At 54.9% G+C, this 12,119-nt stretch carries 11 protein-coding genes; 8 read left to right on the top strand and 3 right to left on the bottom strand.

The genetic code is table 11. The features are described 5' to 3' along the window. Positions 1-19: 19 nt before the first annotated feature. Both AC1RZR_RS36855 and AC1RZR_RS36850 read right to left on the bottom strand, forming a co-directional pair. Positions 20-976, bottom strand: coding sequence for an IS481 family transposase (locus AC1RZR_RS36855; protein WP_481829853.1), 957 nt, complete (start codon positions 974-976; stop codon positions 20-22). A 375-nt stretch (positions 977-1,351) separates the two neighbouring features. Continuing rightward, positions 1,352-2,806 (bottom strand): FAD-dependent oxidoreductase, encoded by a 1,455-nt coding sequence (locus AC1RZR_RS36850; protein ID WP_481829852.1) that lies wholly within the window; start codon positions 2,804-2,806, stop codon positions 1,352-1,354. Between the two features lie 196 nt (positions 2,807-3,002). Here AC1RZR_RS36850 and AC1RZR_RS36845 point away from each other — a divergent pair, with 196 nt between their 5' ends. The 7 genes from AC1RZR_RS36845 (at position 3,003) to AC1RZR_RS36815 (ending at position 9,525) form a co-directional block, all read left to right on the top strand. Next, positions 3,003-3,803: a 2-keto-4-pentenoate hydratase gene (locus AC1RZR_RS36845; RefSeq protein WP_481829851.1), complete on the top strand. Its 801-nt coding sequence runs from the start codon at positions 3,003-3,005 to the stop codon at positions 3,801-3,803. Then, entirely contained in the window at positions 3,790-4,467 is a 678-nt protein-coding gene (locus AC1RZR_RS36840; RefSeq protein ID WP_481829850.1) for a hypothetical protein, read from the top strand. Before AC1RZR_RS36845 ends, AC1RZR_RS36840 begins: the two co-directional genes overlap by 14 nt. A gap of 16 nt (positions 4,468-4,483) precedes the next feature. Continuing rightward, complete coding sequence (locus tag AC1RZR_RS36835) at positions 4,484-5,329, top strand: fumarylacetoacetate hydrolase family protein (RefSeq protein ID WP_481829849.1); 846 nt, start codon at positions 4,484-4,486, stop codon at positions 5,327-5,329. Positions 5,330-5,962: 633 nt separating this feature from the next. After that, on the top strand, positions 5,963-6,733 hold the full coding sequence (locus tag AC1RZR_RS36830) for an ABC transporter permease (RefSeq protein WP_481829848.1): 771 nt from the start codon (positions 5,963-5,965) through the stop codon (positions 6,731-6,733). 40 nt (positions 6,734-6,773) lie between these two features. Next, positions 6,774-7,781, top strand: a complete 1,008-nt coding sequence (locus AC1RZR_RS36825) for an ABC transporter substrate-binding protein (protein ID WP_481829847.1) — start codon at positions 6,774-6,776, stop codon at positions 7,779-7,781. An 89-nt stretch (positions 7,782-7,870) separates the two neighbouring features. Continuing rightward, a complete protein-coding gene (locus AC1RZR_RS36820) occupies positions 7,871-8,671 on the top strand; it encodes an ABC transporter permease (protein ID WP_481829846.1) in 801 nt (266 codons plus the stop codon). A 74-nt stretch (positions 8,672-8,745) separates the two neighbouring features. Next, positions 8,746-9,525, top strand: a complete 780-nt coding sequence (locus AC1RZR_RS36815) for an ABC transporter ATP-binding protein (RefSeq protein ID WP_481829892.1) — start codon at positions 8,746-8,748, stop codon at positions 9,523-9,525. 197 nt (positions 9,526-9,722) lie between these two features. On the opposite strand, the gene AC1RZR_RS36810 is transcribed toward AC1RZR_RS36815, so the two are convergent. Beyond that, complete coding sequence (locus AC1RZR_RS36810) at positions 9,723-10,622, bottom strand: LysR family transcriptional regulator (protein WP_481829845.1); 900 nt, start codon at positions 10,620-10,622, stop codon at positions 9,723-9,725. A gap of 121 nt (positions 10,623-10,743) precedes the next feature. On the opposite strand from AC1RZR_RS36810, the gene AC1RZR_RS36805 reads away from it, so the two are divergent. Further along, positions 10,744-12,072 carry an aromatic ring-hydroxylating oxygenase subunit alpha gene (locus tag AC1RZR_RS36805; RefSeq protein WP_481829844.1) on the top strand — a complete coding sequence of 443 codons (1,329 nt, stop codon included), beginning with the start codon at positions 10,744-10,746 and terminating at the stop codon, positions 12,070-12,072. The last annotated feature ends 47 nt before the right edge of the window (positions 12,073-12,119 follow it).

Genomic DNA, 12,119 nt, shown 5'->3' with positions numbered 1-12,119 from the left:
GCCGCCTTCTGAAAGAGCTCTAGATGTGGAGCCTCAACAGGTTGTTCTCGGTTAGATCGAGGCGACCGATAGGTGGTTTGGACTTTAGGCTGCCATGCGGGCGATGCCAATTGTATCTGTGCAGCCAGACAGGCAGTTCGGCGGCGCGGTGGTCTGAAGTCGGATAGGCGATGGCATAGGCCCATTCTCGTAGCGCCGTCTGGATGAAGCGCTCGGCCTTGCCATTGGTCTTCGGCGTATAGGGCCTTGTCCTGACATGCTTGAGGCCGAGATCGCGGCAGGCCTTTGCGAAGGCCTTCGATCTGTAGCAGGAGCCGTTGTCGGTCATGACGCGGGCTATCGCGACGCCGAGGCTGGCGTAGTAGGCGACCACCGCCTTGAGGAAGGCGATGGCGCTCTCCTTGCGTTCATCTGGCAGGATCTGCGAGAAGGCGAGGCGCGAGGCGTCGTCGATGGCGACATGGACATACTCCCAGCCGACGCCACGGCTGTTGGACTGGCCGGTGCGATTGCCGGTAATGCGATGGCCAACCCGTTCAAATCGCCCGAGTTTCTTGATGTCGATGTGGATCATGTCGCCTGGGTTGTCGCGTTCGTAGCGGCGCACGGGCTCGGCGGGCTCAATATCCTTCAGCCGCGACAACCCCGCACGCCTGAGAACCCGGCTGACTGTGGCCGGCGAGACGCCAACCTGTATGGCGATATGCTTGCCGGTCAGCCGCTGGCGGCGCAAGGCGGCAATGCGCTCGGCCACGGCCTTGGCGGTCATTGCGGGAATGATCTTGGGACGCGAAGAGCGGTCGGTCATGCCTTTGCTGCCATCGACCTTGTAGCGCTCGACCCAACGCGCCACGATCTTCGCCGACACACCGTAGGTCCGCGCCACTTGGGCTTTAGAGCGGCCGCCTTCTATAGCCGAAAGCGCCATTTCCTCTCGACGCAAAGGCGTGAGACGGGCATTCTTATGAATGTTCATTCGGACCCTCCGACGAGTGCTGAAGCCTGGTAACTCCAGTCTCCTCGGTCCGGTCCGAATGGACAACCTCCTGAAAGCTCACATCTAGGTAGGATTCCGGCCGCTCGCTGTGCCACACGCATGGGATAATCGGAGGCGACCTTTCACCAAATTGGCGGGCGGCCCGCCGCCCTCCACGACCAGGTCTTGGAAGGCGCATCGCAGGGCACAGCGCCACAACCGACCTGCTTCGCAATCGCGCCTGCCGTCGCCTTCTGCGAGGGGCAGGTAGGCGGCCCGAGCTTTCTACGATCTCCAAACTATGGGCGCTAAACTCCAGGCCGCAAAACTCCTATCGATCAATCTGACTTGGATTGGGGTTTTCGTTGCGTCAGGTCATCCCGCCTGTCGAAGGGCGGCAGCCCGGCCCGCCAACCTCCCAGACGTAAACGCCCATCCTAGATGGTGACCATGGCCTTCCAGGATGATCCCACCCTGTCCGGTTGCTCCAGCCGCATAGAGACCGGGGATGGCTTCTCCCGTTCTCGAGAGAACCTCCATAGCTGGGGAAACTCGCAGTCCTCCTTCGGTCAAAACCCAACTTCGAACTGGCCCCAGCGCGATGAACGGCGGCTGCAGCAAACCCGGAGTACCTGCGCGAGGAGTATTATTATAATCCGAAACGGCCTTTTCAAGCGCAGTTGAAGGGACAGCAATCTTTCTGGCGAGCGCGGCTATTGAGTTAGCTTGATTATAAATGTCTTTGCGATTGCGCTTATAGTCTGGCAGGTACGCATAGGCGAATCCTGGCGCCGTTGAGATATAGTTTGGCCACGCGCTGAATTTTGTAGCTAGAAGTCCATCCAAAATTATGAATGCCTCCTTTTTCGGCTGCTGCGGTACGGCGAGCTCAGGCCTATCGCACTCGTCGGAAAATCGAAACCCGTCTCTGTTTATCAGTATCGCGCCGCTTTCGTATAATTTCCGCTGTGGCTCCAGGACTGTCGTAAGAAACATCATGATGAAAGGTCGAATTATCGGCTGGGGTAATTTGGCCATGGCCCATTTCATCAGCAATGCCAGAAATCGGCTCGGCGGCAACATGGTTACTAGGTTGACCTTGGGCGGCACAAAACGAAGTTGCGGGCCGCTGACGATATCACCGTTCACAATTTCAGCACCAACATCCAATGCCAGCTGATGCGCATCGCCTGTACTTGTTTCAACCAAGGCACCTGCTTGCGCAATTACCTCGCCGGCATAAATTCTCTTCATTTCTCGGTTGGCGCTAAAATCTCCGCCAGCCAGTACAACTCCACGATGGGCGAGGAAACGATGCTGCGAGCCATCTGCTTCAGCCTCGACCCCCACGACCCTCCCGCGCTCGTACAGTAAGCGACGAACACGATGATTAAGGCGTATATCGACGCCAAGCTCACGGGCGCGCCGATACAACGCGTGTGCGTAGGCTCGCGAATTTGGAAGTACGTTGTGCATGCGGGGAACACGGTGGGGAGGTTCTGGCATGGGTCCGAAAAAGACCACGCCCATGTCGAGCAGTTTCTTTAGAGTATCAGGAACATTCTCCACCAAGACTCTGCGGAGATCGGGATTGTCGCGGGCCAATAAGGAGCCGTGAAAAAGCGCCATGTCCTCGAAGTGCGCAGCCGGCGTGTCCAGAATGCCAATAGCAGCCTGCATCGGCGAAGCGCTCGACGAGAGAGAACCTACAGCCCAATTGGTCGTACCGCCCGGCGCAGGGTTCTTTTCTAGCACCAATACACGACGGCCCATTTCAGCCGCCTCGATCGCAGCGAACAGACCTGATCCTCCGGCACCGACGACGATCACGTCTCTGGACCTTATAGCCGTATCCACCACGAACCTTCTCCCTTTTACACAAGGTTCTCCAGGGCGCACTGCCTGACAACCTCTATTCGTCCGGCTACGCCGCTCCCAGTCCCGAAGGTCCTTTTTGGTGGCCCCGGTTGACCTTGACCAAAAAAGGGCCTATCGATTGATGGAATATCGTTCCAGATAATATGATATGTCATCGAGCACAAGCGAAATCACAAGCATCATCTCTGAGAAGCTCGTGGCGGCCCATCGAAGTGGGCAGCGCGTTCCCGCTGACGCATCAGTGCTGCAAGCGTTGAGCCGCGCGCAAGCCTTGAGCATTCAGAATGAAGTCGTCAGCGCATTGTCGCTTCCAGTTTTGGGCTGGAAGGTCGCGCATTTGCCCGATGGTGACTTGATATCGGCCCCCATCGTTGAGGGCCGGCTTTTATCAAGTCCGACTTCGATTTCTTCTGCGGTTTTTGGGCTCGGCGGCATCGAATGCGAGATCGCCTTTCGCTTTGCGCGAGAGCCAGTTGCGGGGAGGGACGGCTTCAACAGGGAGCACATTATCGAAGCCATCGACGGGGCTTGTGCGGCAATTGAGGTCGTTAATAGCCGCTGGGCCACGACCTTCTCCACGCCTCGTAACGCGATGATTGCGGACTTACTTTCAAACGGCGCGCTCATCGTTGGCCCGGTAAGTAGCAGTTGGCGAGATGTCGCTTTTGAAAGCTTAAGGGCTCGTCTGGTCGTTAACGGAATTGCGATCTGCCAAGGCATGGGCAACCCCCAAGGAGACCTCATTGGACTCTTAGTCATGTTCGCAAATGATCTGCGTAGCAGGGGGATTGTGCTGCGGCCCGGTGAGATTGTCACGACGGGAAGCTACACGGGTTTTCATACCGCAAATCCGGGCGACGAGATTGTCGCCGAGTTCGACGGATTCACATCAGTTTGGGTGACTTTCAATAGCTTTGAAAATAGCGGAGAGATCTATGCTTTGCGGTAAAGGCATTGTGGCCATTTGGAATGGAATATCTGACGAAGGGCGCTCGGACTTCTATCAATGGCACATACACGAGCACATGCCTGAGAGAACTTCAATTCCTGGATTTTCGCGGGGACGACGCTATCGAGCCGCTGATGGGGAAACTCGGCCCGAGTTCTTTACGCTCTACGAAGTCGAGCAATTCGACGTCATTGTAGGCGTGGAGTACGCCAAGCGGCTCAATGCCCCAACCCCGTGGACCAGGCGCGCAACATTGCATTTTCGCAACACGTCTCGCGGGCTCGCGCGGGTCATTTCGTCGAAAGGACCTGGGCCGGGCGGCGTCCTTGCCACGTTGCGCATCCAGTCTGCGGCAAACGATGACCAGCAAGCGGCCAGTGAGCTATTGGAGCTCGTATCCAGTATTGCGCAATCCCCACTCCTGACCGGGGCTCATCTCTGCAAGGCAGATCAAGAGGCCACCCAGGTGCGCACCGCGGAGAGTGAAGGGCGCACGGATTTTGATGCCCCTCCTAATTGGTTCATCCTTCTTGAGGGATGTACCATGGAGTCCCTGGAAGCGCCCGTTCAGGCTGTTCTCCAGCATTCCGGCGTGCGGAACGCGCAAGTCGGCCGCTATTTACTCGAATACACCCGTTTGAAGACCGACTCGGCGGCCGGCTGAACTCAAGGAAAAAGCTATGAAACTTTTGCGATTTGGACCACCCGGGTCCGAGCGACCCGGGTTGCTGGATGAGGCCGGAGCTATCCGAGACCTTACTAGCGTTGTTCCGGATATTCGAGGCATTACGCTATCACGCGCTGGCTTGGAGAAGTTGCGCTCCGTGGCGCCTTCATCCTTGCCCCGTGTGGACGACAACGTTCGCCTTGGGCCTCCGGTAGCTGACACCCGTCATTTCATCGCGGTCGGCCTAAATTACATCGATCACGCAATCGAGACCGACACTCCCATCCCGGACGAGCCGGTGATATTTTCCAAGGCGCCATCATGCATTATTGGACCAAATGATGACGTCTTGATGCCTCGTGACTCCCGCATGCTCGACTGGGAAGCAGAAGTTGCCGTAGTGATAGGTGAGCACGCCTTTGAGCTGACTGACGATGACGCACTTTCGGTCGTGGCAGGCTACCTTGTCTGCCACGACGTTTCGGAACGCGAGTTTCAAATACATCGGGGCGGTCAATGGATTAAAGGCAAGTCTTCGCCGAGCTTTGGCCCGCTTGGACCCTGGCTTGTGACGGCGGATGAAATCCCCGACCCGCAGAACCTGAAACTCTGGCTCAGGGTTAATGGGATCACTCGGCAGTCAGGATCGACTGCTAAGATGATTTTTTCATTCGGGCATTTGATCTCGTACATTTCTCGGTTCATGGCGCTGGAACCCGGTGACGTCATTACGACGGGGACTCCGCATGGTGTGGGGCTTGGGATGAAGCCACCGGTATTTCTGAAGCCGGGCGACGTGGTGGAGTTGGGTGCCGATGGGCTGGGTCAGCAAAGGCAAACCGTTATCCTGAGACGATAATTCCGTTGTATGTTTGGTTTGTGCTTGTTTGCCTTAGGCCGAGTTGACTCTTTGGATTGAGCGAACCCGCCGACGCAGCATTGGAGAGCGTGCATTGGCCGGAATGGCTTCCTGATGGGAACGGTTGGTTGCGTTGCGCCCGCTGCGCCGTCCCATGATCGACGACATGAGCTTGCACAAGCCCGTCGGTCGCTGCGCAAGCGAACCTATCCGCCGAAGTTCAGCCGTTATTTTGGCCGGTCGCCGGATCGGCTACGGCCGGAGGACGTTCGATCGTTCGGTTATCGGTGTTGTAGAACATTTCTTGGCTGGCGCTGAGCCAGACGGTCTGTGCGTTGCGTTTCCTTACGGCAGGCTGGACCGGGCGGAGACACCAAATATCCGTGTTGGCCGTCGCCCAGTGCAGCAAACGCGCGCCAGCAGTGTGGACCACTGGCACTATCGCAGCCGCAACTTTGGCCATGCCTCTGCGGTGCAAGGCCTCTATAGCAACGATCCTTTTTCAAAGACGCAATCGCGCCGAAGGACAGCACGACCCTCCGAGTATGAGGATTGACAGAGAGAGGAGAACGGCATAAAACTGGAATGGTGTTCCAATTACATAGACTGTTCCATTTGGGGTTCGACGGCTGAATGACGAAGCTTTTCAGGTTGACGGGCACTCTACCAGATTGGTTGATCGCATCGTTTTGGCTCTTGGTCCTCGCTGCGGTTTGGTCAGCCGCAATTCGTGTGCTGAAGATTCCGGACTACATCCTCCCAAGTCCGGAACAAGTGGTCGGTTTGATTGGGTCGAAGTTCAGCTATTTTCTAGCCCATACAGCCTCGACCCTTAAAGTTATAGCCGTTGGCTTTGGCTGCGGTGTTGCCGCTGCTATTCCGGTAGGCCTTGCTTTAGCAAAAATACGATTGCTGGAAAGGGCGCTGTATCCCTTTGTTGTGTTCTTGCAGACCATGCCGTTGATCAGCTTAGTGCCGGTTTTGATTATCTGGTTTGGGTACGGCCTAGTTCCGGCATCAATCTTGGTAGGCTTCAGCGTTTTCTTTCCCGTTTTGGTGAACGCTGTTGCAGGCGTAAGAAGCACTCCCGATCGCCTTTATTTCGTCACTCGGACAATGGGTGCGAGCGCTCTGCAGACCTTCAGGTACATCGACTGGCCCACGATGCTTCCCTATCTGACTAGCGCCTTTCGTATCGCGTTGGCGCTTGCCACTACGACCGCCGTTGTCAGTGAGTTCCTGGCGTCGAATGACGGACTTGGTTACGCGGCGCTAATCGGTGCTCGAAACAGAGATACGGTACAAGTCATCGCGGTCGTTCTTATAACCGCCACTGTCGGTGTCTTGCTTAACACCCTTAGCTTGCTGGTGGAGAAAAAGATCACACGTAAGTATCGCGACTAGGTTGGAAGTGAAGTAAACATAACCAAGGAGGACGAACGCAATGGAAAGATACCTCAAATATTGTCGACGTGTCATTGGGGCTGGGGTTATTGCGGCTACTGCCGGACTCTCACCAGCGATCGCGGCCGACAAGCTCAAGGTGACACTAAATTGGACACCTGACACCCCAAGCCTCGGAATTGTATACGCTGATGCGTTGGGCTACTACAAGAATGCCGGGATAGATCTGGAAATTGAACCTGGGAAGGGGTCTGGTACGACTTCACAACTCGTCGCAGCTGGCAGTACAGATGTCGGACTAGCAAACGGCCCATCTGCGATTGCGATCGCAGCTAAGGGAGCGCCCATCAAAATCATCGCCCCTATTTTTCAGGCGGCCGAGTGGGGGATAATCTCTCTTGATGATACACCCATATCGCGTCCAAAGGACCTGGAGGGAAAATCCATCGCTATGGCGGCAGGATCGGCAGATGTCGCACTTTTTCAAATGATGGTGGATGCGAATGGGGTTGATAAGTCAAAGATCAACATCCTCTCTGCCGATGCCTCAGGCGATATCGGCCTTCTTGCTGAGAAAAAAGTTGATGGAGTATCGGCCGCGCCGGGCGACGTGATGGTGCCTCTTGCGGCAAAAGGCATCAAAACAAAAATAATGTATTACAGGGACAACGGCGCACCTCTCGTAGGATTGAGCCTTATAGCTCGAGACGACAAGCTCAAACAGAACCCCGATCTTTATAAGAGGTTCGTTGACGCAACTCTGAAAGGTTATTCCGCAGCTGCCAAGGATCCGGGTGCCGCCGTCGATGCGCTTCGGTCAAGGTACTCCGATGCTCCTGCAAAATCGGCGCTTATGGAGGATTTCACGAAATACTATATGGCCGACTTCTGCGTGGCTGGCGCTACGGGTTTGGGACAGGCGCCCGCGAGCCTCTGGGTCGCCACTGGAAAGGCCCTAACCGCGACCCTCGGGTCTTTGGGCAATGAGGGCATCGAAGCCAAACATACTGAGGACTACCTTCCTGCTCAGGTTCCACCCTGTCCCTAACACCGTGTAATGTGGTGGCGGCACATTGCAGTGCCGCCGCCGGTTCTTAAGGCTTCTTTAAAGCGCTCACGACCAGGGCAGGACAACTGATGGCCAACGCATTCGCCGAAACTTCAAGTTCCCTTAAACCGCATTTGGTCAAAGGGGCCGAGCGAATTGTTCCGCCGGTATTGGTACTAATTGCGTTTATCACTGCTTGGCAATTCAGCAGTGTCTGGTTTGGCATTCCAACATACCTTTTTCCGGCTCCTAGCGACTTTGTAGGCAAATTCGTAACCGACCGGGCTGCGCTCGCTTACAATTTTGCTGCCACAGGATATGTCGTGGTCGTGGGTTTCACACTTGCAACGTTGATCGCCATTCCGTTGGGGCTCGCGATCGCTTCGTACTCTTCCTTGAGGCGCAGTTTGTTTCCGCTGATCGTATTTTTCGAAATCATACCCAAAACGATCACTGCTCCCCTCTTGATAGTATGGTTTGGCTTCGGGTTTACGCCGCGGGTTGCATTGACGGCCGTCATGACATTCTTTCCGATTCTCGTGAACAGTATCGCTGGGTTTTCGTCGCTCAACCCGCGCCTTCATTTCTTAACACAATCGATGGGTGCGAACTCGTGGCAGACGTTTCGGTTCATTCGACTACCCGCAGCGATGCCATACATTTTTTCGGGAATGAAGATCGGGATGGTGTATGCGGTTACCGCCTGCATTACGGTCGAGTTTATTGGCGCTAACGAAGGGCTTGAAGTGCTAATACTCTCAGCGTCGAGCACCATGGACATTGCCTTGATGTTTGCTGGAGTCATTGCGACGGCGTCACTCGCGATGGTGTTGACTGGCATCTTGCTTGGAATGGAAACAGTGATGATGCCTTGGAGGAAAATTCAGTGACTGGTATTGTTGGCAGACGAGAAACGAATTTGCAGCAGGTAATCCCGGCTAAGTTTAGAGGTAGTCCAGCGTCGATGACGAACCGTGAGCATCGCAGATCGATATTGGCGTCTGATATCGAGCAACATTACGGAAAATTCCGCGCCCTTGGGCCGGTTAAGATCGAAATCGAAGAAGGGGAATTTGTAAGCGTTCTTGGCCCGTCTGGATGTGGCAAGAGCACGCTCATGCTAATCATCGCGGGCTTGCTTAAGCCAACAGTTGGCTATGTTGAGATAAACGGAAAGGTACTTACCAATCCGATGACCGATGTCGGCATTGTTTTCCAGGACCATTTACTGCTTGAATTTCGGACTGCTATGGACAACGTCCTCCTTCAACAAGAAATTCGAGGTCTCGATCGTGCCACAAGTCGAAAGCGTGCGGAGGAGTTGTTCGAGAAGCTAGGGCTTTCGGGCGCAGAAGCCCGGTATCCACGACAACTATCGGGTGGAATGCAGCAGCGCGTATCTATTGCTCGGGCCCTGGTTCATGATCCGGCAGTTCTCCTGATGGATGAACCGTTCGGTGCCCTCGACGCTATTTCGCGCACGCAGATAAGGCACGACCTTGAGGCGCTCTGGATGGAAACGCGTAAGAGTGTTCTATTCATCACTCATTCAATTGAAGAGGCAATTGGGTTATCAGATCGAATCTTAGTTATGTCGAATTCTCCTGGAAAAGTCGTCGAGGAAATACGCATAGATCTGCCGAGGCCCCGGCCGGCTTATCTGGGTCAATACCCAGAGTTCGCAAAGTATGCCGACGAGATTTATAAGACCTTCGAAGCGCTGGGTGTTTACCGTTTCAAATAAAGGGACCGCATTGTTGGTGACGACGGTGTGGGAAATTTGGCGCCGCTGGGATCGTGCGGGTCACTGGCAGATCCAATACCGCGTAGCTTTGGCGGGAGCGCTCCGCCGAGGAACGCTCCGAGCACTGCTGCCCGGCTGCTTAAGGAAGCTATCCGTCAGGCAAGGTCACGCGATCCCTTCAGGTGCCCGCTTCAAGGCTATACCACGTGATCGGCGACCGAATTGACAAGGGCTTTCACTACCTTACGCGTGACAGGGCTAATTGTCCTGCCAGTCACTATATAGAAGGAATTATGGTGACGCCGGGACATAGGTGTTAGGCGCACTACCTGACCTAGCCTTAGGTGTTCCTCAATAAAGCCGATCCAAGCGAGCGCGGCGCCACGCCCGGCAATTGTTTCGTGGATCATGGACAAATAGTTGGTAAATCTCGGGCCATCAAGTTTTCCATCGATACCGATCCAAGATTCCCAGCTATCGATTGCCTCAGGCTGCGTGGTTGAGTGCAAGAGAGGCACCTGCAAGAAGGCGCTTGGATCGCCGGACATGAGAGCTGGATATCGCTCCAAGAAGCCTGGTGAGCAAACAGGGAACCATTCCCCGTCAAACAGCTTGGTGGCCACTAGGTCTGGCCAGTCTTCCGGTCTCCCGAAACGCAGTGAAAGTGCGACATCGGGCTTATCGAAATCGCTGTAATTATAGGATGTCATCAACATCACTTGGCTGGTAGTGACCCTGGACGCCACTATGTCGAAACGAGGCATTAGCCACATTTGTTGCAAATCATATGCGCAACCAACAATGAACGTGTCACGGTCCGAGGCTTGAATTCTTTCAACAGCTTGTCTGATCGTGCCTAGGCCGTCGCGGATTGCCTCGGCGAGGTTAGTGCCGGCATCAGTCAAGACCAACCTGTTACCTTTGCGGATGAACAATGTGACCTTTAGTTGTCGTTCAAGATTAGTGACGTGCCGGCTCACTGCTGATTGCGCAATGTTGAGCTCATCGGCCGCCGAGGTTAGTCCTCCATTTCTCGCCGCGGCCTCGAACGCCACCATAGCGTTTAGGAGGGGCACTGAAGTTTTAAGCGTCTTCATCGTTCCACAATGCTTTTTTGTTATGGTACGATATCATAGACGTATTTGCAACGAAGGGCTTCGAACTGCATGGTGTTGATTAAAAGTTATCGTCAAGACCACCTTTGGAAGGGAGAGTTCGATGGAAGCTGTTCAGAATTCTATGTCCCAGCGCGCCACGGTCGATCTGATAGATCGCCATAAGCCGGGCTGGGCGCTTGAGCGGCCATTTTACGTCGACCCAGCTATATTCGAACTCGAGCGCGAGTTATGGTTTCCGCGCCAGTGGACGCTGGTCGCCCATGCAAGCGAGGTCCCTGAAAAAGGGAGATACATCTTGCGTCAACTGTTCGACGAGGAGATCATTGTTGTTCGATTTGGCGATGGGGAGAATGACATCGCTGCCTATTACAATGTATGTACTCATCGAGGCTCCCGGCTTTGCACAAATGACGGTCGAGGACGGCTTTTGGTCTGCCCGTACCACGCATGGTCTTTCCGTTTGACCGGAGAATTACAATCGCGGCAGGATGTGCCTGAGAACGTCGATCCGGAGTCGTTAGGCTTGCATCGCGTGCCGATAAGGTGCGTTGGCGGCCTTGTGCTCTGCGGTCTCGACCAAGCTAGTTTGCCAAGCGTTGAACCTCTCGTCGATGGATTGGACCAGGGTTTGCGGGATATGGGTATGAATCGCGCGCGCGTGGCCGCTCGCAAATGCTACCCAACTAAAGCCAATTGGAAGCTCGTCGTAGAGAATTTCAGCGAGTGCTATCATTGCCGGCCAGCTCATCCCGAATACTTCCGGGTGAATAGTTACGTGAAAGTCGTTGCAATGCGCGATGAGGCGAACGCGATAGCTTGGCAGGAAGAACTCGATGCCTGGCATAGCGTCATCGGTGACGCGGAATTTTACAAAGGGGCATGGGAACCTGGCGGGCTCGACAAGGTGCAGTTCGCTATGTACCGCAAGCCTATCGGCCGCGGTCGCTTAACCTTGTCTGATGATGGCCAGTCGGTTTCCTGCTTGATGGGTGGCCGGGGTGAATATGATGGGGGTGAGACCGGGTTTCGGCTTGGCAGGCTTTCCTTCATTAGTGCGGCAAATGACTACGTCACGCTATTCCAGATGATTCCTCGTGGTGTAGATGAAACAGACGTAATACTAACTTGGCTGGTAGATGAAAAAGCCGATACTGAAATCAACACCGACGCAATAACTTGGATGTGGGACGTAACCACAGCGCAGGATAAAACGATTACTGAGGATAACGCTGCGGGCGTTGCCTCAAGGGCCTACCGACCCGGCCCCTACACTGAACTGGAACTCCAACCCTCCGTCTTCGTCCAAACATATCTAAGCGAGATGCGCGAGTTGATCACGGGGGAACCGTCCGAAGCTCCCACGTGGCAGTTTCCAACGAAGGGCTACACAACGTCTTCCGACGCCGCCGCAACGGCTGAAGTTGTCTGAAACGAATCCTAAAACTATGCGATCAAAGCGTGCCGGCCTCAAGGGTG

The organism is Mesorhizobium bavaricum, from assembly GCF_056781655.1.
This window is presented reverse-complemented; position numbering and strand designations above follow the sequence as displayed.

Bases quoted from the DNA above. Each gene is read 5' to 3' on its own strand.
- AC1RZR_RS36835 (WP_481829849.1), top strand. From the start codon at position 4,484: ATGAAACTTTTGCGATTTGGACCACCCGGGTCCGAGCGACCCGGGTTG.
- AC1RZR_RS36805 (WP_481829844.1), top strand. From the start codon at position 10,744: ATGGAAGCTGTTCAGAATTCTATGTCCCAGCGCGCCACGGTCGATCTG.
- AC1RZR_RS36855 (WP_481829853.1), bottom strand. From the start codon at position 976: ATGAACATTCATAAGAATGCCCGTCTCACGCCTTTGCGTCGAGAGGAA.
- AC1RZR_RS36810 (WP_481829845.1), bottom strand. From the start codon at position 10,622: ATGAAGACGCTTAAAACTTCAGTGCCCCTCCTAAACGCTATGGTGGCG.
- AC1RZR_RS36825 (WP_481829847.1), top strand. From the start codon at position 6,774: ATGGAAAGATACCTCAAATATTGTCGACGTGTCATTGGGGCTGGGGTT.
- AC1RZR_RS36820 (WP_481829846.1), top strand. From the start codon at position 7,871: ATGGCCAACGCATTCGCCGAAACTTCAAGTTCCCTTAAACCGCATTTG.
- AC1RZR_RS36845 (WP_481829851.1), top strand. From the start codon at position 3,003: ATGTCATCGAGCACAAGCGAAATCACAAGCATCATCTCTGAGAAGCTC.
- AC1RZR_RS36830 (WP_481829848.1), top strand. From the start codon at position 5,963: ATGACGAAGCTTTTCAGGTTGACGGGCACTCTACCAGATTGGTTGATC.
- AC1RZR_RS36815 (WP_481829892.1), top strand. From the start codon at position 8,746: ATGACGAACCGTGAGCATCGCAGATCGATATTGGCGTCTGATATCGAG.
- AC1RZR_RS36840 (WP_481829850.1), top strand. From the start codon at position 3,790: ATGCTTTGCGGTAAAGGCATTGTGGCCATTTGGAATGGAATATCTGAC.